Source organism: Pseudomonas sp. CFBP 13719 (assembly GCF_014842095.1).
In the GTDB taxonomy this organism is placed as follows: Bacteria; Pseudomonadota; Gammaproteobacteria; order Pseudomonadales; family Pseudomonadaceae; genus Aquipseudomonas.
In genome coordinates this window covers 289,687-309,299 of the sequence record NZ_JACYVB010000005.1, presented here as the reverse complement: position 1 = coordinate 309,299, position 19,613 = coordinate 289,687, and the positions used below count along the sequence as shown (strand labels likewise).

The window sequence follows — 19,613 nt, the reverse complement described above, 5'->3', positions numbered from 1 at the left end:
GGTCAGAATTTCAGGCTGCTTTGCTTGGGGGTGAGGTCCGTACCCTGCTGGCCGGACGGGCCGATCAGTTGTACCTGAATTTTCTGGGTGGCGGGGAAGGTGCTGAACAAGCGCGCCAGGTCCAGGTGTTCCAGGGCCTTTGGCGACGCGCAGGTGAAGTGGTAGTGCGCATGAATCTCGCTGTGCTCGTGGTGATGCTCGTCACCTTGCTTGGCGTCTGCGGCGTCGTGTTCGTGGTCAGCCTTGCCGCCGAACAACGGGCTTTCCAGCTTCTGCTCGGTGACCGTGCAGTTGGCTGCGGCGGGCAGGCCGAACAGCACCAGCGGTTGCTCCAAAGTCTTGCGTGCCGCGGCGACCTTGGCCTTCTCGGCATCGCTGCTGGCAGCATGCTCGAAGCCCACCAGGTTCATGGCCGGGCTTTGCAGCTCCAGTTCAAGTGACTGACCATCCAGTGCGGCGTCCAGGCGGGCCACGCCATGTTCGTGGGCGCCGAGGCTGCCGTGCTCATGTTCATGGCCTTCTTCGTGGGCATGAACCGCGAAGGGTAGCAGGGCAAAGGGTAGGGCAAGCATGAGACGGCGCATTGGGGAATCTCGTGGTCTGGGTAAAACGCAATGTTATAACAAATTTACAGCCGGTTACCATGCGTCCGTAAAGATTCATGTTCGCTTCAGCAATGCGCGCAGGTGTTGTGAAGTCAAAGACGCGATTGCTTCACCAGTGGGGCGCTGCTACAACAATGCCTCGTTATGAAAGGGCATCCGCATGATCAGAATCAAGGGCACAGTAGGCAACCTGCCGGTAGACCTGGCCATAGAAATGGACGCTCAGGACTGGGCGCACCTGACCGGCCCCTTCGCAACAGCATCCCAAAGCGCGACAACGGCGGCAACGCCGCCTGCGCAGAGCAAGGCCAGGGCCGAAGACGACGGCGCATGGCGCAGCGTGCTGTTGCTGCTGGAACAGGCAGGAAGGATAGAGGGCCCGGCATTGCTGGATCAGGTTCAGGGACTGGTGGGGGACGTGGCGGCTGGCAAGCGGATGCTGGTGCGTTTGCGCCACTGCCCGCAGGTCAAGGTGGAAGCCGGGGCGGATGCACCGGTGTATTGCTGGGTCGGCTAGCTGTGCCGCAGGCCACGGCTTGCGCCGTGGCCTGCCGGAGTCCGTCAGTACAGGGCGGCGAACAGCTTGCGGCGGTAGCTGGTCACCAGCGGGTGATCGTTGCCGAGCAGTTCGAACACCTGCAGCAACGTCTTGTGCGGCAGCCCTTCGCTGTAACTGCGATTGCGCGTGAACAGCTGTAGCAGGCCGTCGAGCGCTGCTTCGTAATGCTGGCGCGACAGCTGCTGGACGCACAGCTGGTACGCCGCTTCGTCGTCGCCAGGGTCGCGGGCCAGGCGCGCCTTGAGGTCGGCTGCATCGGGCAGGGCCTTGGCCTGACGCAGGAATGTCAGCTGCGCCTTGGCACCGGCCAGCGCAGCCTTGTGCTCGTCACCACCGACGGCATCGAGCACCTGTTGCGCTTCGTCCAGCTCGCCGCGTTCGGCCAGGCAGCGAGCGAACAGGATCAACGCGCCTGGGTTGGCATTGTCTTCGGCCAGCAGCCCCTTCAAGGTCTGCTCGGCTTCGCCGAAGCGGCTCTCGCTGAACAGGGCCTGTGCCAGTTCCAGTGGATCGGCCGCCGCCGGCGGTGGCATCTGCACATGCGGTTCGAGCAAAGCGCGGATGGCCGACTCAGGTTGTGCGCCAGCGAAGCCATCCACCGGCTGACCATCCTTGAACAACACCACGGTGGGCAGGCTGCGAATGCCGAAGCGGCCGACGATGTCGGGTTCGGCGTCGCAGTCGACCTTGGCCAGAACCAGCTCGCCTGCGTAGCCCTCGGCAATCTGTTGCAGCAAAGGCATGAGCACTTTGCAGGGGGCGCACCATTCGGCCCAGAAATCCACCAGCACGGGCCGGGTAAAGGATTCGTCGATGACGGCCTGGTCGAAGTTGGCCGTAGTAACGTCGATGATGTACGGGGTTTCTTGACTCATGTGAATCTCGAGGATCAGCGTTTCGGTGGACTATAAGGGATTCGACTCAGGCCCACCACCGCCGCTCGTTTGGCCCGGTGGTGGGCGTTGGCAGGCCGGGTCAGGGGGCCTTGATCATTTCCAGGTTGCCGAGCAGCTGGGTGGTGGGCTGGTTGATCTGCACGGCAGGCAGGTGCAGGATCAACTGCCCCGACTGGCTGGCGCGGGCGCGCAGCTCGACCCGCGAACCGGCCGGGAAGGCTTCGGCGGCAAAGCGCAACTGGAAGGGCAGGGGTTGGCCGGTGCCCCGCTGCTTGGCGCTGGCCAGCAGTTTCTGCGGGCGACCGCGGGAATCGATCACCAACAGTGCCATCTCGACTTCGGCGCCGGCGGGTACGCCGATCAGGTTGCCGCTGAGCTGGCGCTGGTAGGCGGGCAATGGCCCAAGTTCCACGGGCGCCTTGATGACAGGTGCCGCTGCGGGCGGGGCGACCGTGGCCACCGGCTTGGGCGCATCACTGCTGCAGGCAGCGAGCAGGCTGAAGAGAGCGAGCAGAACGAGCGACTTGGACGGCATTTCGAAACCCAACGAAAGTAGAACCGTCTGTATACCGCAAAGCCCCGGGCTTGTCTTGCCAGTGGGATGCGCTACCATGGCCCTCCCTTTTTTTGTTGCCTGCCACCATGCACTGTCCCTTCTGCGGTGCCAACGACACCAAGGTCATCGACTCACGATTGGTCGCCGAGGGCGAGCAAGTACGCCGGCGCCGTGAGTGCCTGGCTTGCGGTGAGCGTTTCACCACCTTCGAAACCGCCGAACTGGTGCTCCCGCGACTGATCAAGCAAGACGGCAGCCGCCAGCCTTTCGACGAAGAAAAACTGCGCGCGGGCATGCAGCGAGCGCTGGAAAAGCGCCCTGTCAGTGTCGAACGCCTCGAAGCGGCACTGGTGCACATCAAGCATCAGTTGCGCGCCACGGGCGAACGCGAGGTCAAGTCGCTGGTTGTCGGCGAGTGGGTCATGACCGAGCTGCAAAAGCTCGATGAAGTGGCCTACATTCGTTTCGCTTCGGTGTACCGACGCTTCCAGGACCTGGACGAGTTTCGCGAAGAAATCGACCGCCTGGCGCGCGAGCCGGCCAAGGAATGATGAGCATGCCCGACCCGACGGCCAGCGATGCCCGGCACATGGCCCGTGCCTTGGAGTTGGCGCGCAAGGGCGTGTATTCCACTCATCCCAATCCGCGCGTGGGTTGCGTGATCGTGCGTGACGGTGAAACGGTCGGCGAAGGTTGGCACGTGCAGGCCGGCGGCCCCCATGCCGAGGTGCATGCACTGCGCCAGGCCGGCACCCGCGCGCAAGGCGCCACGGCCTATGTAACGCTCGAACCGTGCAGCCACTACGGGCGTACGCCGCCATGTGCCGAGGCGTTAGTCGAAGCCGGCGTGGCGCGGGTGGTGGTGGCCATGCAGGACCCTAATCCGCAGGTGGCCGGGCAGGGTCTGGAGCGCCTGCGGCAAGCAGGTATTGCCGTCACCTGTCCGCTGCTCGCCGCCGAGGCCCGGGCGCTGAACCCCGGATTTCTCAAACGCATGGAGCACGGCCAGCCCTACGTTCGGGTGAAACTGGCCATGAGCCTGGATGGGCGCACGGCCATGGCAAGCGGCGAGAGCCAGTGGATCACCGGGGCTGCCGCGCGTTCGGCGGTGCAGCGCCTGCGGGCGCAATCCAGCGCCGTATTGACCGGCGCCGACAGCGTGATTGCCGATGGCGCACGGATGACCGTACGCGCCGCCGAGCTGGGGCTGGATGCCGAGGCTACCGAGCTGGCGACTCGCCGCGTGCCGTTGCGCATTCTGGTCGACGGCCGCCTGCGGGTGCCGCTGGATGCACCGTTCTTTCAGGCCGGCCCTGCGCTGGTCGTCACCTGCGCAGACCCGACGGATCACCCCGAATACGTTCAGGCCGGTCACGAGCTGCTGAGCTTGCCGGGCAGGGAGGGGCGGGTCGATCTGCCGGCTCTGTGCGGCGAGCTGGCGCGCCGAGGCCTCAACGAAGTTCTGGTGGAAGCCGGAGCGAGCCTGGCAGGGGCCTTCGCCCGTCAAGGCCTGGTGGACGAGTACCAGATATTCATTGCCGCCAAGTTCATGGGCTCCACGGCGCGGCCGTTGCTCGACTGGCCACTGGCGCACATGAGCGAGTCGCCGCAGTTGCAGATCACCGACATGACGGCAGTGGGCGACGACTGGCGCGTGATCGCCGTCCCGACCCCTGCGCCACAGCCCGCTACGGCCCTGGCAAAGCGCGTATAATTTCCGGCTTGCGCCTGGCGCCAGCCTTGTTCTCGAGGAGGACTCATGTTCACCGGCATCATCGAATCCATCGGCAGCATCCGTGCGTTGACCCCCAAGGGCGGTGACGTGCGCGTACACGTCGACACCGGCAAGCTCGACCTGAGCGACGTCAAGCTCGGCGACAGCATTGCCATCAATGGCGTGTGCCTCACGGCCGTCGAGCTGCCGGGCAGCGGCTTCGTCGCCGACGTCAGCCGCGAAACCCTGGACTGCACCGCCTTCCACCAGCTCAAGAACGGCAGCCGGGTCAACCTGGAAAAGGCCCTGACGCCCACCACGCGTCTGGGTGGGCACCTAGTCAGCGGCCATGTCGATGGCGTTGGCGAGGTGGTTTCACGCCAGGAAAACGCCCGTGCCGTGGAATTCCGTATCCGCGCGCCGAAGGAGCTCGCCAAGTACATCGCCCACAAGGGCTCGATCACCGTCGACGGCACCAGCCTGACGGTGAACGCCGTGGATGGCGCCGAGTTCGCACTGACGATCATCCCGCACACGCTGAGCGAAACCATCATGGACGACTACCGTCCCGGTCGCCTGGTCAACCTCGAGGTCGATCTGCTGGCGCGCTATCTGGAGCGTCTGCTGCTGGGCGACAAGGCCAGCGAATCGAGCCACGGCGCGATCAGCGAAAGCTTCCTGGCGGCCAACGGCTACCTGAAATCCTGAGCAGCGTGCTGTTCTGAACACAAGGGGGTGCCGCGTGGCGCTCAACACGATCGAAGAGCTGGTGGAAGATATCCGCCAGGGCAAGATGGTCATCCTGATGGATGACGAAGACCGCGAGAACGAAGGCGACCTGATCATGGCCGCCGAATGCTGCAAGGCCGAGCACATCAACTTCATGGCCCGCCACGCGCGTGGCCTGATCTGCATGCCGATGACCCGCGAGCGCTGCGAGACCCTCAAGCTGCCGCTGATGGCGCCGCGCAACGGGTCGGGCTTCGGTACCAAGTTCACCGTGTCCATCGAAGCGGCCACCGGCGTGACCACCGGCATCTCCGCCGCCGACCGCGCCCGCACGGTGCAGGCCGCGGCTGCGGCCGATGCGCGCGCCGAGGACATCGTCAGCCCCGGGCACATCTTCCCGTTGATGGCCCAAGCGGGCGGCACGCTGGCCCGCGCGGGCCACACCGAGGCTGCGTGCGACCTGGCGCGCATGGCCGGCTTCGAGCCTAGCGGGGTGATCTGCGAGGTGATGAACGACGACGGCACCATGTCGCGCCGTGCCGAGCTGGAGGTGTTCGCAGCCCAGCATGACATCAAGATCGGCACCATTGCCGATCTGATCCACTATCGGATGATCCATGAACGTACCGTTCAGCGGATTGCCGAGCAGCCGCTGGACAGCGAACTGGGCCAGTTCAACCTGGTGACCTATCGCGATTCGGTGGAAGGCGACGTGCACATGGCGCTGACCCTGGGCACAGTGGTGCCCGACCAGCCGACTCTGGTACGGGTGCATAACATGGACCCGCTGCGCGACCTGCTGATGGTCAAGCAACCGGGCCGCTGGAGCCTGCGCGCGGCGATGAGCGCGGTTGCCGAGGCCGGCAGCGGCGTGGTGCTGTTGCTCGGTCACCAGCAGGACGGCGACGTGCTGCTGGCGCATCTGCGTGAAAGTGCCGGGCAGACCGCGGTGAAAACGCCGACCACCTACAGCATCGTCGGCGCCGGTTCGCAGATCCTGCGCGACCTGGGCGTGCGCAAGATGCGCCTGCTCAGTTCGCCGATGAAGTTCAATGCGATATCCGGATTCGATCTGGAAGTTGTAGAATACGTGCCCTCCGAATAAAGACCGGCTGCAAGGGTTGCGGCGGTGCCGATGCACCGGCCTGCCCGTGACCTGCAGTCTCGATGTTCGTGATCCATTATCCGCAGAGGCCGCCTGCAGGCGGCCTGGCTCTTTAAGATGAGACAGACCCGAATGACCCTGAAGACCATCGAAGGTAACTTCATCGCCCCCAAAGGCCGCTACGCCCTGGTGGTTGGCCGCTTCAACAGCTTCGTCGTCGAAAGCCTGGTGAGCGGCGCCGTCGATGCCCTGGTTCGCCACGGCGTCAGCGAAAGCGACATCACCCTGATTCGCGCCCCGGGTGCGTTCGAGATTCCGCTGGTCGCGCAGAAGGTTGCGCAGCAAAGCGAATACGCCGCGATCATCGCGCTGGGCGCGGTCATTCGGGGCGGCACGCCGCACTTCGAATACGTTGCCGGCGAATGCACCAAGGGTCTGTCCCAGGTGTCGATGGAGTTCGGCGTGCCGGTCGCCTTCGGCGTGCTGACCGTGGATACCATCGAGCAGGCCATCGAGCGCTCCGGCACCAAGGCTGGCAACAAGGGTGCGGAAGCTGCGCTTTCTGCCCTGGAAATGGTCAGCCTGCTGGCGCAGTTGGAGGCCAAGTGATCAACGACGAAAGCGATCGCTTCAATCCACGCGATCCCAAGCCTGCGGACGCCGGCAAGCCTTCACGCAGCGCCAAGCGCCGCGAAGCGCGTCAGTTGGCGACCCAGGCTCTGTACCAATGGCACATGGCTAAGCACTCGCTGAACGAGATCGAGGCGCAGTTCCGCGTCGACAACGATTTCGGTGACGTCGACGGCGCCTATTTCCGCGAAATCCTGCACGGTGTGCCGGCCAGCCGCGATGAAATCGACAGCGCCCTTGCGCCGTGCCTGGACATCACCATCGACGAGCTCGATCCGGTCGAGTTGGCCGTGCTGCGCTTGTCCACCTGGGAACTACTCAAGCGGGTCGACGTGCCTTACCGCGTGGTGATCAACGAAGGCATCGAGCTGGCCAAAGTATTCGGTTCCACCGACGGCCACAAGTTCGTCAACGGCGTGCTCGACAAGCTGGCGCCGAGCCTGCGTGGCCCGGAAGTGGCAGCGCACAAGCGCTGATCTCCGACATGCAGCCCATGGGCGAATTCGAGCTGATCCGACACTATTTCGCCGCCGCGTCCTGTGCGCGCGCCGGCGACGGTGTGGCCTTGGGCATCGGCGACGATTGCGCCCTGCTGGCGTTGGCGCCGGGCGAGCAGATGGCGGTTTCCACCGACACGCTGGTGGCTGGCGTACATTTTCCCCAAGGTGCAGATCCTGTCCTGCTGGGTCAGCGCGCCCTGGCTGTCGCGGCCAGCGATCTGGCCGCCATGGGTGCCAGCCCCCTGGGTTTCACCTTGGCGCTGACCCTGCCCAGCTTTTCGGCGCAGTGGCTGCAAGGGTTCGCCACCGGCCTGGATGCCATGGCCGAGCGCTGCGGCCTGCGCCTGGTCGGGGGTGACACCACACGCGGCCCTTTGAGCCTGACCCTGACCGTGTTCGGCCGTCTGCCCCAAGGCTTGGCGCTGACGCGTAGCGGTGCCCGGCCGGGTGATCTGCTGTGCGTCGGCGGCAGGCTGGGCGACGCTGCGGGCGCGCTGCCGCTGGTGCTTGGCCAGCGACATGCCGAGCCTGCGGTGGCCGGGCCCTTGCTGGCTCACTACTGGTCACCGCCGCCGCAATTCGCGCTGGGCCAGGCCTTGCGGGGCAGGGCCAGCGCGGCGCTGGATATCTCCGACGGCCTATTGGCCGACTGCGGCCACATTGCCAGGGCGTCGAAAGTCGCCTTGCGGGTGGAACGCGAGCGACTGCCGGTGTCCAATGCCCTGCAGTCGTTGCTCGGCCTGGAACAGGCCTGGTCAGCGGCGCTGAGCGGGGGGGACGACTATGTACTGGCCTTCACCCTGCCTCCTGAAGAAGAAATCACCCTGCGCGCTCAGGGCGCGGTGTTTTTCGTCATCGGCCAAGTCAGTGTTGGCGAAGGCGTCACGCTGGTCGACCGTCACGGCCAGGACATCACCCCGACTGTTCGGGGCTACCAACATTTTGCGGAGACACCGTGACAGACCATCCCAACCAGGTTCCAGCGGAGTTCGTGCCCCCTTCGGTGTGGCGTAATCCATGGCATTTCCTGGCCTTCGGTTTTGGCTCCGGAACCTTGCCCAAGGCGCCGGGCACCTGGGGATCCATGGTCGCCGTGCCGTTCATTCCGCTGTGGCAGATGTTGCCGGACTGGGGCTACTGGCTGATGCTGGGTGTGAGCATGCTGTTCGGCATCTGGCTGTGCGGCAAGGTCGCCGACGACCTGCGCGTGCATGACCACGAAGGCATCGTCTGGGACGAGATGGTCGGCATGTGGATCACCCTGTGGCTGGTGCCCGAAGGTTGGGTCTGGCTGCTGGTGGGTTTTCTGGTGTTTCGCTTCTTCGACATTCTCAAGCCATGGCCGATTCGCTGGATAGATCGCCACGTTCATGGCGGTGTGGGTATCATGTTCGACGATGTGCTGGCCGGGGTCTTCGCCTGGCTCGCCATGCAGCTGCTGGTGTGGGGCTGGAGCTTCGTGTGAATCGGCCCTGTGCAGGTCGGCTTTGAGGGCGCAACGGATGGCTGGATGGCGAGGGTTGCTGGGAGCAGCGATGCTGTTGGTGTGCTGGGCAGCCAGTGCAGGCGTATCGCTGCAGCCTGCGCGCATTGATCTGGTCAGTGAAGCCTGGGAAGACTACACCAACGCCGACGGCACGGGTTTGGCCTGGGACGTCCTGCGCGAGGTGTTCCAACCGGCAGGTATCACAGTGGTCACACGCAGCGAGCCTTATATCCGTTCCGTCGGGCTGGTTCAGCAGGGTCAGGCCGATGCCTGGGTCGGTTCCTACCAGAACGAGGCGCATGCCCTGTACCCGCGCTGGCATTACGACACCGATCATATCTTCGCCTTGAGCCTGGCCGACAAGCCTCAGGTCGATTTCGCAAGCCTAGGTCGCTATCGCCTGGCCTGGGTGCGCGGCTACCAATTCCAGAAATACCTGCCTAACGTGCGAACCTACAATGAGGTCCAGCGCCGCACCGGCATCTTGTCCATGCTTGAACACGATCGTGCCGACTATTACGTTGATGCCCTGACCGAAATCGAAGTGATCCTGCGCCAGGCCGCCGAACCCGAGCGTTTCAAGCGCGTGCACGTGGCCGAGTTGCCGCTGTACCTGGGCTTCAGCGACAGCGCGCGTGGCCGGGCATTGCTCGCCCTCTACGATCAGCGCATGGAACAGTTGGTGAAGACCGGCCAGCTGCGCGGGATCTACCAGCGCTGGGGCCAACCCTACCCGTTCGATCCCCCATTGCCAGCCCCTTGATCGACCCGCTGCACAGGCGCCACCATCATCCACTGAGCAGGTGCGTAGAGCTGCTGTTACAATACTGCCCTTGTCAAGTTCATCAAGAATCAGGAGCACCCGGTGCCCGTCGTTTTTGTCGCTGCTTCTCAGCTTCCCACGCCTTTCGCTTTGTTCACCATGCATGGTTTTCTCGATGAGGCCACGGGCCGCGAGCATGTCGTGCTCAGCCTCGGCGATGTGGCGGACGGCGCGCCCGTATTGGGGCGCCTGCATTCGGAATGCTTGACGGGGGACGCGCTGTTCAGCCAGCGCTGCGACTGCGGATCGCAACTCGAAGCCGCGTTGCAGGCCATTGCCCGGGAAGGGCGCGGCGTCTTGCTGTACCTGCGGCAGGAAGGTCGGGGGATTGGCTTGCTGAACAAGATCCGTGCCTATGAACTGCAGGACGGCGGCGCCGATACGGTCGAGGCCAACGAGCGCCTGGGCTTCGCTGCCGACCAGCGCGACTACGGCATGTGCGAACCGATGCTCGAGCACCTGGGTGTCAAGGCCCTGCGCCTGATGACCAACAACCCGCGCAAGGTCAAGGCGTTGACCGACATGGGCATCAACGTTGCCGAGCGCGTACCGCTGCACACCGGGCACAACCCACACAACAAATACTACCTGGCCACCAAGGCCGGCAAGCTTGGCCACATGATGGGCAGCGAGCATCAGGGTGAAGTGGTCGGCACGATCCGCAAGGGTAGCGAAGGGGTGTAGCGCAGTGCAGGGCTGACGATGTCAGCCCTGCACTGAAGTGACGTCAGCGTTGCAGCAGGCGCTGGCGCAGGGCGATGGCAGCTTCGATACCCACCGCATCCAGGCCACATTCGGCCAGCATCTGCGCCGGCTTCGCGTGTTCCACATAGGCATCTGGCAAGCCCAGGTGCAGCACGGGCTTGAGCACGCCTTCGCGGGCCAGGAATTCACTGACCGCCGAACCTGCACCACCCATGATGGCATTCTCCTCGAGGGTGACCAGCAGATCGTGGCTCGAGGCCAGTTCACGGACCAGTTGCTCGTCCAGTGGCTTGACGAAGCGCATGTCGGCGACGGTGGCGTCCAGCTTTTGCGCCACTGTCAGCGCCTCGGCCAACTGCACGCCGAACACCAGAATGGCGACTCCGCGACCCTGCCGGCGGACCACGCCCTTGCCGATCTCGATGCTTTCCAGACCCTGGTGGATCGCCGCGCCCGGACCGTTGCCGCGTGGATAGCGGACGGCGGCCGGACCAGGATGATGGTGACCGGTGCTGAGCATCAGACGCAGCTCGTTTTCGTCGCTGGGCGTCATCACCAGCATGCCGGGGATGCAGCGCAGGTACGACAGGTCGTAGCTGCCGGCGTGGGTCGGACCGTCCTCGCCGACCAGGCCGGCGCGGTCGATGGCGAACAGGACGTCGAGGTTCTGCACCGCCACATCGTGGATCAGCTGATCGTAGCCGCGCTGCAGGAACGTCGAATAGATCGCCACCACTGGCTTGGCGCCTTCGCAGGCCATGCCTGCCGCCAGGGTCACCGCATGCTGTTCGGCAATGGCGACGTCGAAGTAACGCTCGGGGAAACGTTCGCTGAAGGCGACCAGATCCGAGCCTTCCTTCATGGCCGGGGTGATGCCGACCAGGCGCGAATCGGCTTGCGCCATGTCGCACAGCCACTGTCCGAACACGCCCGAGTACTTCGGCCCGCTGGCTTTGGCCGGAGCCACGACCGGAGCGTCGAGCGGGTCGAGCTTGGTGATGGCGTGGTAGCCGATCGGATCGACCTCGGCCGGGGCGAAGCCCTTGCCCTTCTTGGTGACCACGTGCAGAAACTGCGGACCCTTGAGGTCGCGCATGTTGCGCAGGGTGGCCACCAGGGTCGGCAGGTCATGGCCGTCGATCGGGCCGATGTAGTTCCAGCCCAGTTCTTCGAACAGGGTGCCGGGGACCAGCATGCCCTTGGCGTATTCCTCGGTGCGACGGGCGATTTCCCAGGCACCGGGCAGCCGCGATAGCACCTTCTTGCTGCCCTCGCGCATGCTGGTGTAGGTGCGGCTGGAGAGAATCTTGGCCAGGTAGTTGGACAACCCACCGACGTTGCGCGAGATCGACATGTCGTTGTCGTTGAGGATCACCAGCATGTCGGCGTTGACCTCGGGCGCGTGGTTGAGCGCCTCGAAGGCCATGCCGGCAGTCAGCGCGCCATCACCGATCACGGCAATGGCCTTGCGTCCGCTGTTCTGCAGGCGCGCGCCGATGGCCATGCCCAGGGCGGCGCTGATGGAGGTGCTGGAGTGACCGACCCCGAAGGTGTCGTATTCACTTTCGCTGCGCCGCGGAAAGGCGGCGATGCCATCCTTCTGGCGCAGGCTGGCCATGCGCTCGCGGCGGCCGGTGAGGATCTTGTGTGGATAAGCCTGGTGGCCGACGTCCCACACCAGACGATCGTCGGGCGTGTCGAAAACGTAGTGCAGGGCGATGGTCAGCTCTATGACGCCCAGGCCGGCACCGAAATGCCCACCGGTCTGGCCGACCGTATAGAGAAGCTCCTGGCGCAGTTCGTCTGCCAGTGTTTCGAGCTCGGCTTCGCCCAGACGGCGCAGGCCGGCAGGAGTGTCAGCACGGTCGAGCAGAGGCGTCGCCGGGCGTTCGCGGGGGATCTCTTGAAACGTCGTGGGCATCAGGCGAATCGTTATGAGTTCTAGGAATGGATCAGTTTACCTGATGCGGCGTCGGGTGCGCACGCGCTCGTCAGTTGCGTCGCGCCACAATGTAGTGCGCCAGTTCGCGCAACGGCTCGGCGGCGGCATCGAATGAACGCAATGCATGCAGCGCCTGATCGCGCAGATCCAGGGCGTAGGCCTTCGCCGCATCGAGCCCGAGCAGCGCCGGGTAGGTCGGTTTGTTCAGGGCGATATCGGCACCTTGGCGTTTGCCCAGGGTGGCGGTATCGCTTTCGACGTCGAGGATGTCGTCCTGCACCTGGAAAGCCAACCCAACCGCTCGCGCATAAGTCTGCAGGCACTCGAGCTGTGACGGCTGTGCCCGCGCGCTGGCCAGCGCGCCGAGGCGTACGCTGGCCTCGATCAGGGCGCCGGTCTTGTGCCGGTGCATGAACTCGAGCGCCTGCTGGTTCAACTGCAGGCCCACCGAGCCCAGGTCGATGGCCTGGCCGCCGACCATGCCGGCCGGGCCAGCAGCCTGTGCCAGCACCTGGACCATGCTCAGTCGGATGGCATCACTTTGCGGGCTCAGGGTCGGGTCGAGCAGCGCGGTGAAGGCCAGGCTTTGCAGGCCATCGCCGGCCAGGATCGCGCAGGCTTCATCGAACGCCTTGTGCGTGGTGGGCTGGCCACGGCGCAGATCGTCGTCGTCCATGGCCGGAAGATCGTCGTGCACCAGCGAGTAGGCGTGGATCAGCTCCACCGCACAGGCGGCGCCATTGGCTTGGGTGGCGTCTGCGCCCAATGCCTCGCAGGCGGCGTAGGCGAGCAGCGGACGAACCCGCTTGCCGCCGTTCATGACGCTGTAGCGCATGGCCTGGTACAAACGGGTCAGCTCGGCCGAGGGCGGCACGAATAGGTCTTGCAGGGCGCCGTCCACGCGCTGTTGGCAGAGAGCCTGGTAGGCGGCGATCATTCAGGCTGTTCCGTATCGAAGGGTTCTTCGGTGAGCTCGCCGTCCTTTTCCAGCAGGACCTGCACTTTCTGCTCGGCCTGGGCCAACGCGCTCTGGCAGTCGCGGGTAAGACGGATGCCGTTCTCGAAAGCGCTCAACGAGTCTTCCAGCGACAGCTCGCCGTTCTCCAGGCGTTCGACCAGCGTCTGCAGGTCGGCCAGGGATTGTTCGAAATCCAGGGATGCTTTTTTGCGGGCCATGGCAGCGGTCTCGGCGAGAAGGATTGAAACCGGGCGACGTTAGCAGACGGGCGGCTGCGGGGCAAATGGAGCGCCGCGCCCAAGCCGCGTCTAAAGCGCCTGCACCGGCTCCTCGCCGACCTTCATCACCGCTCGATAGTGGACTCGCCCTTTGCGCAATTGCCGTATGGCGTGGTTGACATCTTCCAGCGGCCACGACTGCACCCAGGGCCGCACGTGGCGCGCCGCCGCGAAAGCCAGGGTGTCTTGGATATCCTGACGCCCACCGACGTTGGCGGTGGTGATGCTCAGCGTCTTGTACATCATGGCCGCGACATCGAATGTCACCGGCGGTGGCATGCCGGCGAAACACAGCACGCCAAAGGGCCGGAGCATGTCGACGATGGCCGACCAGTCGCACGCGACCGCGCTGGTCACCAGAATGTAGTCGAAAGCATTGCGCACTTGCTTGCAGTCCATCGGTTTGCTCAGGTCGATGAAACGGTTGGCGCCCAGGGTCAGGGCATCGCGCTGCTTGTGCGGACTGCTCGAGAGCGCTGTGACGCGGCAGCCGCGCTTGGCCGCGAACTGGATGGCAAGATGGCCCAAGCCACCGATGCCGACGATGCCGACGGCCATGCCGGGCCAGGTGGCGCGCTTGAGCGCCGTGTGCACGGTGACACCGGCGCACAGCAGGGGCGCGGCGTGCTCACTGCTCAGCTCGTCGGGGATGGAGAACACGAAACGGCTGTCGCAGTACAGGTAGTCGGCAAGCCCACCCTGTTCTCCATGGGTGCAGGTGGCGATCAGGCAAGGGCAGTGCTGCTCCTCTCCACGCAGACAGAATTCACACGCCAGGCAGGCGCTGCGGTACCAGCCGACGCCGACGCGTTGGCCCAGGCGCAGCCCGGCTACGTTTTCACCCACGGCGCTGACCCGGCCGATTACTTCATGCCCGCACACCTGGGGGTAGACACTGGCCTCGCCCCAGTGGCCATCTATCAGGTGCAGATCGCTGCTGCACAGGCCGCAATGGGTGACCTGAATCTCCACGTCCATCGGCCGCAGCGGCGGGCTGCGGTAGCTGAGCGTCATCAGTTCACGCTGGCGTTGCGCTGCCGCCCAGGCGGTGACCATTCGCCCATTCATCGACTGGCCTGCCCGAGGGTCTGCAGCAATTGCCGAGTCAGTCGGGCGGCCCACTGTGGGCTGAGGCGAATCGGCGAGGTGGCGGGAAACTCGAAATCGTTGCGCGGCGATGGGGCGGTCAGGTCGTCGAGAATCATCGGCAGAATCAGGCGGGTCTTGGCAATGATCGGGTGCTGACGGGAGTCGTTGTCCAGGCGCAGCCGCCAGCGCTCCAGCGGCAGCGGCGCGAAGCTGCCGGCTGCGAGGTTGTCGGCCACCCATCCGCACAGGATCTGCCAGGGCAGGGCGCCGTGTGGGTGACACAGGTTCGAGGCCCGGCCCAGACTGCCAGCGGGCGCCTGGAGCGCCAGGTTTGCCATGATCTGTGCGGCAACGTCGACAGGCGTCAGATTGACACCCCCTTCCAGGTCGGCCGGCCAGCATCCCAGCAGCACGCACGCGCCCAGCAGCAGGCACACGTAGTCGTTATGGTTGATGGTACTGCGCTCGACCTCCAGCGGCGCGGCCAGGTCACCACAGCGGGCGATGATGACCGGCAGGCCATGTTCACGTGCAGCGTTCAGCGCCAGGGCTTCAGCCACATGCTTGCTTTCCTCGTAGCCTGTACGCGCGCTGCCGCCTGCGGCCAGGGTCGACACCATGATCAGCGGCATCGCACCGTTGAGGGCGAGTTGGACGATCTGGGCGGTGCCTTCGACATTGCCCCGCACCAGGTTGGCGTAAGGCTTGACCCAGTTGACTTCGGCCCCGGCGTGAACCACGCAGTCGACGGTCTGCGTGAGGCTCTGGTAGGCAGCGGGCGACAGCCCCAGGTGCGCAGCCGCCAGGTCGCCGCATTCCATCTGCAACTTGCCGAGCCAGTCCAGGGGCACGCCGGGCGGTACCAGACCATGGCGCTGCAGGCTGCCCAGGCAGCGCCGACGCGCGTCCGCCAGGTCCTGAGCGCGCACCAGGCAAATGACCTGCTCGACCTCGGGCTGCCGGGCCAGGGCAGCGAGCAGGAAGGCGCCGAAAAAGCCCGTGGCGCCGGTCAGCAGGATGCGCTTGCCTGGTTTGGTCCGATAGGCGTGAAGAATGTCTTCCCCGCGCAGCGGCCCGGGAATGAAGGCATAGCGTGCCGCCTCCACAGCGACTTCGCGTAGGATCGCTGCGGCGGGCAGCCCGGCCCGAGCGCGATCAATGGCCAGTGCCATGCCTTGCAGGCGGGTGTCTTCGAGCAGCGCCGCCAGCGAAAGCTGCACGTCGAAGCCGTGGTTGAGTTCGAGCAGCAATTCGCTCAGTTGCAGGCTGCCGCCGCGGTCGAAGAAATCATCGTCCGGGTGCAATGCGGGGATATCGTTGCCCAACACTGCCTGCCACACCGTGGAAACCTGAGCCTGAGTGGCGGTCAGCGACACCTCATCCTCGGGCAGCGGCACGGCCTGGCTCAAGTGCGCGTCGCTCAGCGGCTCACGCTTCTGATTGTGACCGGCACCCAGGCTGGCCACGGCATAGTAGGCGCTGGGCACGGCGAAGAACGGCAAGTGCAGGCTGGCCCAGGCGCGCAGGGCCGTGGCCGTGGGCAGATGCGCCGGGTTTGCGGGGACGACGTAGGCCAGTAACTGGCGGGCGGCGCCCTCGTGCCGGCTGCCGATGCAGGTCTGGACCACCAGCGGGTGGCTGTTCAAGACCTGTTCGACGTGTTCCGGATGCACCTTGTAGCCACGTATCTTGAGGTGGGCACTGTCGCGCCCGAGCAGCTGCAGGCGGCCGTTGCCCAGCCAGACCACACGGTCGCCGGTGTCGAACAGCCCGCCGTTGGGTAGTGGGACGTCGCTCGGCTGGCCGAGATAACCGCGCAACAGCCCCGGCGTGCGCAGATGCAGGTGGCCTGCGGCGCCGCGGGGCACGGTCTGGCCGTGCCGGTCGAGCACGCGCGCCTCCACACCCTTGATCAACTGCAACGTGCCGTCGTCGTGCTTTAGGGCGACGTCGCCGGCTTCGTTGGAACCGTACAGGTCGATCAGGCAGCAGTCGGGCAGCAACGCCTGTACCTGTGATCGCAGGGCCGCCGACAGGCTCTCGCCGCTGCTCCAGAGTACCCGCAGGCCTGCACAGCAGGACACGAAGCGAATTTCTTCGCGGACCAGCCCTTGCAACAGCGAGGGGGTGATCATGATCTGCTGCAAATGGTTGTCGGCAATGAAGTCCATCAGGCGCAGCGGATCGTGCACCACCTCATCGGCGATGACCACCGTGGTGCATCGACTGAGCAGCGGGTAATACAGGTAGCCGGTCAGCCAGGCATTCAGGCCTATGCGTTGCCCCGGTTGCAGGTAGGTCTGCCACAGGCTCAGGGAATCGAGCACGGCAGGTGCTGGCATCAGCGCCACCTTGGCCGGGCCGCTGGTGCCCGAGGTCAACAAGCCGTAGGCGACTGGCGCATGCGTGCGAGCCCACGGCGGGCAGTCTGCAGGCGCCTGGCGGGCAAACTGGCCTTCCAGCATATGAGGTTGTGCAGCCGGCAGTTGCCGTGCGCTATCGGCGTCGCACAGCACCAGGCACTCGCCCAGGCGCTCCAGCAACTGCTGGCAATGGTGAGCGCTGTACCAGGCAGGTACCTCGAGATAGGGCCGGCCTGCCAGGGCACAGGCAGTCATGGCAACGGCGGTGTGAATGTTCTTGCGTTTGAACAGCACCGCCCACGCGGCGGGCGCCAGGCGGGCCTGCAAGACCCTCGCCAGCTGCTGCGCGCGGTCGTGCAACTGCCGCAGGGTCAGGCTGTCGCGTCCATCGCCGACGGCAATGTGATCCGGGTCGGCAGCCACGGCGGCGTTGAACGTGTCCAGCCAATCGGGAACGGCTGCCGCGCTTTGGTTGTAATGGTTGAACGTTGCCCAGTCATCGAGGCTGCGTTCGCGCAAGCGCTGCAGGTGCAAGGCACAGGCTTGGGGCGCGGGCAATGGCGAAGGGCCGGTCCGGCCTTGGGCATCCAGCAGGTGGAAGCCGGTTTCGGTCAGCAGGCCGATCACGCACACCTGCGCCGCCAGCCGGTCGAGCAACGGCTGCTGCCCGGCGGCGCCCGCTTCGCTGCAGGCCAGCAGCAATGGCTGGCCAACCAGGTCATGCAGCTCGGGCAGTTTCCCCGCGTCCGTGGACATCAGTGCCGATGTGTCGAGGGCATGGCAGTTAGCTTCGGGAAATTGGGCAATGCTCCAGAGCAGATGGCTGAGGTCTTCTTCGCCACGGTGCAACAGGACGATATCCAGCTGCGCTGACGGCACGCGATGCAGGCTGCGCAGCAGGCCGGCGGGACTGCCCGGCCGATGCCGACCAGCCAGCAGGGCGAAGAATCGCCAGGTGGGTTGGGCAGTGGCTGCGCATTCGCCGGCCACCGCAGGGTAGGGCTGGTCGGGATGATGCACGGCGGCGAAACCGGTCGAGCGCTGTGCCTCTTCGTGCCAGCCCTTGAAAAACTGCCAGGCGGGCACCTCTTGCGCTTGCCATTGCAGCATGGCTGCACTGAACGGCACGCCGATGAAATCGCACAGCGAGCTCAAGCCGCCTGTGCTGTCCTGCATCAGGTCGTGATCGCTTTCCAGGGCCAGCAGGCTCTGGGCCGGACACGCCCGCTGCACTCGCCAGTACAGTGCCAGCAGCTCCTCGAACCCTGACTCGTCGGGATCGAACCAGGTATTTTCGCCCTGAGTGCCGACGCGATACAGCGAGCGCATGACCGCCAGTGGCTCGCGCACCAGAAACACGTGCTTGAACTGCTGCAGCCAGCCATCGTCAATCTGCGCGAAGTCGCAGAACCAGGCGATTTCCTTGCTCAGCAACACGGACTTGCCCGCAGGCAGCGGGCCGTGGGCGAGTGCCTCCAAGGCCTGGCCGTAGGTCGGGACAGGTTCCCGGTTGCCGGTCCTGCGGCGGGTGTCGAGCACGCTGCGGTATTTGTCGGGCCAGTGCTGCATCAGGAATGGTTCGCTCAACCGCTCGTGCAGCACGTGCACGGCGGGGTGTTCCATCACACAGCGTTCGAGTGCGGTAGAGCGGCTTCTGGACACGGCCCAGATGATCACTCGCAGCGGTCGCATCAACATGTCCAGCTCCTTGGTCAACTACGCAGCACCCAGACCCCGGATGCGGCAATCAGGCCCATGCCCAGGACCATGCCTGCATCGGGGATTTCCTTGAAAAGAACAAAGCCCCAGAACATCGCGAACAGCAGATAACTGTAATCGAAGGCGCCCACGACCGCGCTCGGACCGATCTGGTAGGCCCTGGCCACGCCGGCGCTCATCAGCACCATGAGGACCGCGAGCACGCCCATCAGTAACCATTGCACAGGCCCCAGAACTACCCAGTGCAGAGCCAAAAAGTCGCTGGGCAGTGGCGGATGGGCTGAACTGAGCAGTTGGTGGCCCAGCAGCATCGTCGTGCCGACCAGGCACAGACACAGGTTCAGGTTCAGCGCCAGCACCAGCGCCGAGCGATTGCTGCAGCGGGCGCGGGTCAGTACGGCGGCCACGGCATAGAGCAGGGCTGCCAGCACCGGCAGCAGGGTCATGCCGGAAAAATCCGCAGCTGTCGGGCGCAGAATGATCAGCACACCGACGAAGCCCAGGGCAATGGCCAGCCAGCGGCTGGGGCTCACCTTCTCGCGCAGGACCAGCGCCGACAGCAGGGCAATGAACAGCGGCGCGGTGTAGAGCGCCAGTGCGGCCAGGCTCAGGCTCATGTGCGGAAGAGCCGCGTAGAAGGCGATCCACATCAGGGTCAAGGCAGCGCTACGCAAGAGTATCCAGCGATCGCAGATCAGGTTGCGCCACAGGCTGGCACTTCGCGAAAAACCCAGCCACAGCAGGAGCAGCACAATGGCGAACGAGGAACGCACGACGTACAGCTGCCATACCGTGAAATCGGCACTGCCCAGCTTGATCAGCGCATCGGAAGCGGACACCAGGAATACCGAAGCGGTGATCAGCGCTACGCTCGAGCGTGTGTCGTGGAGAAGCGGTCGCTGTTCCATGCAGAAAGCCCAAGCGGTCTGTCTTTGCATGATGCGTTAAAAGATGAC

General features: G+C 65.0%; 20 protein-coding genes. 11 read left to right on the top strand and 9 right to left on the bottom strand.

What is annotated here, in order from left to right; all coding sequences use genetic code 11:
* Positions 1–2 precede the first annotated feature (2 nt).
* Positions 3–584 carry a DUF2796 domain-containing protein gene (locus tag IFT57_RS17870; protein WP_192152217.1) on the bottom strand — a complete coding sequence of 194 codons (582 nt, stop codon included), beginning with the start codon at positions 582–584 and terminating at the stop codon, positions 3–5.
* 181 nt (positions 585–765) lie between these two features.
* Between IFT57_RS17870 and IFT57_RS17865 the strand changes: the two genes are divergently transcribed.
* A complete protein-coding gene (locus tag IFT57_RS17865; protein ID WP_192152216.1) occupies positions 766–1,122 on the top strand; it encodes a hypothetical protein in 357 nt (118 codons plus the stop codon).
* 44 nt (positions 1,123–1,166) lie between these two features.
* On the opposite strand, the gene trxA is transcribed toward IFT57_RS17865, so the two are convergent.
* Together trxA and IFT57_RS17855 are read right to left on the bottom strand one after the other, a co-directional pair.
* Positions 1,167–2,039, bottom strand: a complete 873-nt coding sequence (gene trxA, locus IFT57_RS17860) for a thioredoxin (protein WP_192152215.1) — start codon at positions 2,037–2,039, stop codon at positions 1,167–1,169.
* 100 nt (positions 2,040–2,139) lie between these two features.
* Positions 2,140–2,595, bottom strand: a complete 456-nt coding sequence (locus IFT57_RS17855; protein WP_192152214.1) for a YbaY family lipoprotein — start codon at positions 2,593–2,595, stop codon at positions 2,140–2,142.
* Between the two features lie 107 nt (positions 2,596–2,702).
* Between IFT57_RS17855 and nrdR the strand changes: the two genes are divergently transcribed.
* The 10 genes from nrdR (at position 2,703) to ribA (ending at position 10,287) form a co-directional block, all read left to right on the top strand.
* Positions 2,703–3,167 carry a transcriptional regulator NrdR gene (gene nrdR / locus IFT57_RS17850; RefSeq protein ID WP_161804299.1) on the top strand — a complete coding sequence of 155 codons (465 nt, stop codon included), beginning with the start codon at positions 2,703–2,705 and terminating at the stop codon, positions 3,165–3,167.
* 5 nt (positions 3,168–3,172) lie between these two features.
* Positions 3,173–4,330: a bifunctional diaminohydroxyphosphoribosylaminopyrimidine deaminase/5-amino-6-(5-phosphoribosylamino)uracil reductase RibD gene (gene ribD, locus IFT57_RS17845; protein WP_192152213.1), complete on the top strand. Its 1,158-nt coding sequence runs from the start codon at positions 3,173–3,175 to the stop codon at positions 4,328–4,330.
* A gap of 45 nt (positions 4,331–4,375) precedes the next feature.
* Positions 4,376–5,038, top strand: a complete 663-nt coding sequence (locus IFT57_RS17840; protein ID WP_122714984.1) for a riboflavin synthase — start codon at positions 4,376–4,378, stop codon at positions 5,036–5,038.
* A 34-nt stretch (positions 5,039–5,072) separates the two neighbouring features.
* Positions 5,073–6,164 (top strand): bifunctional 3,4-dihydroxy-2-butanone-4-phosphate synthase/GTP cyclohydrolase II, encoded by a 1,092-nt coding sequence (gene ribBA, locus IFT57_RS17835; RefSeq protein WP_192152212.1) that lies wholly within the window; start codon positions 5,073–5,075, stop codon positions 6,162–6,164.
* Between the two features lie 132 nt (positions 6,165–6,296).
* On the top strand, positions 6,297–6,773 hold the full coding sequence (gene ribH / locus IFT57_RS17830; RefSeq protein ID WP_122475602.1) for a 6,7-dimethyl-8-ribityllumazine synthase: 477 nt from the start codon (positions 6,297–6,299) through the stop codon (positions 6,771–6,773).
* A complete protein-coding gene (gene nusB, locus IFT57_RS17825) occupies positions 6,770–7,270 on the top strand; it encodes a transcription antitermination factor NusB (protein WP_122475600.1) in 501 nt (166 codons plus the stop codon). The genes ribH and nusB overlap by 4 nt, the downstream gene beginning before the upstream one ends.
* A gap of 17 nt (positions 7,271–7,287) precedes the next feature.
* A complete protein-coding gene (thiL, locus tag IFT57_RS17820; RefSeq protein WP_192152235.1) occupies positions 7,288–8,253 on the top strand; it encodes a thiamine-phosphate kinase in 966 nt (321 codons plus the stop codon).
* Positions 8,250–8,759, top strand: coding sequence for a phosphatidylglycerophosphatase A family protein (locus IFT57_RS17815; protein WP_049860803.1), 510 nt, complete (start codon positions 8,250–8,252; stop codon positions 8,757–8,759). The genes thiL and IFT57_RS17815 overlap by 4 nt, the downstream gene beginning before the upstream one ends.
* A 37-nt stretch (positions 8,760–8,796) precedes the next feature.
* Positions 8,797–9,543 carry a substrate-binding periplasmic protein gene (locus IFT57_RS17810; protein WP_192152211.1) on the top strand — a complete coding sequence of 249 codons (747 nt, stop codon included), beginning with the start codon at positions 8,797–8,799 and terminating at the stop codon, positions 9,541–9,543.
* A gap of 102 nt (positions 9,544–9,645) precedes the next feature.
* Positions 9,646–10,287, top strand: a complete 642-nt coding sequence (ribA, locus tag IFT57_RS17805; RefSeq protein ID WP_122714988.1) for a GTP cyclohydrolase II — start codon at positions 9,646–9,648, stop codon at positions 10,285–10,287.
* Between the two features lie 43 nt (positions 10,288–10,330).
* On the opposite strand, the gene dxs is transcribed toward ribA, so the two are convergent.
* The 6 genes from dxs to IFT57_RS17775 form a co-directional block, all read right to left on the bottom strand.
* Positions 10,331–12,229 (bottom strand): 1-deoxy-D-xylulose-5-phosphate synthase, encoded by a 1,899-nt coding sequence (gene dxs, locus IFT57_RS17800; RefSeq protein WP_192152210.1) that lies wholly within the window; start codon positions 12,227–12,229, stop codon positions 10,331–10,333.
* A 70-nt stretch (positions 12,230–12,299) separates the two neighbouring features.
* Positions 12,300–13,187 (bottom strand): (2E,6E)-farnesyl diphosphate synthase, encoded by an 888-nt coding sequence (gene ispA, locus IFT57_RS17795; protein ID WP_122714990.1) that lies wholly within the window; start codon positions 13,185–13,187, stop codon positions 12,300–12,302.
* Positions 13,184–13,426 carry an exodeoxyribonuclease VII small subunit gene (locus IFT57_RS17790; RefSeq protein WP_090360636.1) on the bottom strand — a complete coding sequence of 81 codons (243 nt, stop codon included), beginning with the start codon at positions 13,424–13,426 and terminating at the stop codon, positions 13,184–13,186. Before IFT57_RS17790 ends, ispA begins: the two co-directional genes overlap by 4 nt.
* Positions 13,427–13,516: 90 nt before the next feature.
* The gene (locus tag IFT57_RS17785; RefSeq protein ID WP_192152209.1) at positions 13,517–14,542 is read right to left on the bottom strand and encodes an NAD(P)-dependent alcohol dehydrogenase; all 1,026 of its coding nucleotides are present in this window, start codon (positions 14,540–14,542) and stop codon (positions 13,517–13,519) included.
* 8 nt (positions 14,543–14,550) lie between these two features.
* On the bottom strand, positions 14,551–18,636 hold the full coding sequence (locus IFT57_RS17780) for an SDR family oxidoreductase (RefSeq protein WP_192152208.1): 4,086 nt from the start codon (positions 18,634–18,636) through the stop codon (positions 14,551–14,553).
* A gap of 14 nt (positions 18,637–18,650) precedes the next feature.
* On the bottom strand, positions 18,651–19,565 hold the full coding sequence (locus IFT57_RS17775) for a DMT family transporter (protein WP_192152207.1): 915 nt from the start codon (positions 19,563–19,565) through the stop codon (positions 18,651–18,653).
* Between the last annotated feature and the right edge of the window lie 48 nt (positions 19,566–19,613).

Excerpts from the sequence above, each read along its gene's own strand:
- IFT57_RS17790 (WP_090360636.1), bottom strand. The coding sequence starts at position 13,426 with ATGGCCCGCAAAAAAGCATCCCTGGATTTCGAACAATCCCTGGCCGAC.
- ribD (WP_192152213.1), top strand. The coding sequence starts at position 3,173 with ATGCCCGACCCGACGGCCAGCGATGCCCGGCACATGGCCCGTGCCTTG.
- ribH (WP_122475602.1), top strand. The coding sequence starts at position 6,297 with ATGACCCTGAAGACCATCGAAGGTAACTTCATCGCCCCCAAAGGCCGC.
- IFT57_RS17810 (WP_192152211.1), top strand. The coding sequence starts at position 8,797 with ATGGCTGGATGGCGAGGGTTGCTGGGAGCAGCGATGCTGTTGGTGTGC.
- thiL (WP_192152235.1), top strand. The coding sequence starts at position 7,288 with ATGGGCGAATTCGAGCTGATCCGACACTATTTCGCCGCCGCGTCCTGT.
- ispA (WP_122714990.1), bottom strand. The coding sequence starts at position 13,187 with ATGATCGCCGCCTACCAGGCTCTCTGCCAACAGCGCGTGGACGGCGCC.
- IFT57_RS17785 (WP_192152209.1), bottom strand. The coding sequence starts at position 14,542 with ATGGTCACCGCCTGGGCGGCAGCGCAACGCCAGCGTGAACTGATGACG.
- nrdR (WP_161804299.1), top strand. The coding sequence starts at position 2,703 with ATGCACTGTCCCTTCTGCGGTGCCAACGACACCAAGGTCATCGACTCA.
- IFT57_RS17865 (WP_192152216.1), top strand. The coding sequence starts at position 766 with ATGATCAGAATCAAGGGCACAGTAGGCAACCTGCCGGTAGACCTGGCC.
- IFT57_RS17775 (WP_192152207.1), bottom strand. The coding sequence starts at position 19,565 with ATGGAACAGCGACCGCTTCTCCACGACACACGCTCGAGCGTAGCGCTG.
- IFT57_RS17855 (WP_192152214.1), bottom strand. The coding sequence starts at position 2,595 with ATGCCGTCCAAGTCGCTCGTTCTGCTCGCTCTCTTCAGCCTGCTCGCT.
- IFT57_RS17780 (WP_192152208.1), bottom strand. The coding sequence starts at position 18,636 with ATGTTGATGCGACCGCTGCGAGTGATCATCTGGGCCGTGTCCAGAAGC.
- IFT57_RS17870 (WP_192152217.1), bottom strand. The coding sequence starts at position 584 with ATGCGCCGTCTCATGCTTGCCCTACCCTTTGCCCTGCTACCCTTCGCG.
- IFT57_RS17840 (WP_122714984.1), top strand. The coding sequence starts at position 4,376 with ATGTTCACCGGCATCATCGAATCCATCGGCAGCATCCGTGCGTTGACC.
- dxs (WP_192152210.1), bottom strand. The coding sequence starts at position 12,229 with ATGCCCACGACGTTTCAAGAGATCCCCCGCGAACGCCCGGCGACGCCT.
- trxA (WP_192152215.1), bottom strand. The coding sequence starts at position 2,039 with ATGAGTCAAGAAACCCCGTACATCATCGACGTTACTACGGCCAACTTC.